The 454-nt window shown below is 66.5% G+C and carries 1 protein-coding gene; it reads left to right on the top strand.

Annotated features, from left to right (window positions below; all coding sequences use genetic code 11):
• Window positions 1–421, top strand: a 421-nt coding sequence (locus tag B1964_RS29715) for a transposase (protein WP_172399025.1), incomplete at its 5' end; no start/stop codon positions are given.
• Window positions 422–454: the final 33 nt, after the last annotated feature.

Genomic DNA, 454 nt, shown 5'->3' with positions numbered 1-454 from the left:
GACCGCGAGGAAGGCGCTGGCCGAGTTCGAGGCCTCCGAGCTCGGCACGAAGTACCCGTCTGCAGCCGCGACCTGGGCGAACTCCTGGGAGCGGTTCATCCCGTTCCTGCAGTTCCCACCCATGCTCCGCAAGGTCATCTACACGACCAACAGCATCGAGTCGCTGAACTTCCAGCTACGGAAGGTGACCAAGAACCGCGGCCACTTCCCCTCGACCGAGGCGGCGGTGAAGCTGCTCTGGCTGGCGATCTGCAACATCGAAGACAAACGCGCCGCCGAACGCGCTCGGGACCGGGGCAAACCCGCCGGCCAGCGCAAAGCCCAGGGCCGGCTCGTCGAAGGCCAGGCCGTCACGAACTGGAAGCAGGCCCTCGCCCAGCTCGCCGCGGCCTACCCCGACCGGATCAACCCCTACCTGTGACCACCCCGCTTACACAGACAAGTTGACACGCCC

The sequence above is a fragment of the Gordonia sp. i37 genome (genome assembly GCF_002043085.1).
Classification (GTDB): Bacteria; Actinomycetota; Actinomycetes; order Mycobacteriales; family Mycobacteriaceae; genus Gordonia; species Gordonia polyisoprenivorans.
Note: the sequence above shows the minus strand (reverse complement) of the source record. Positions and strands in the feature narration are given on the sequence as shown.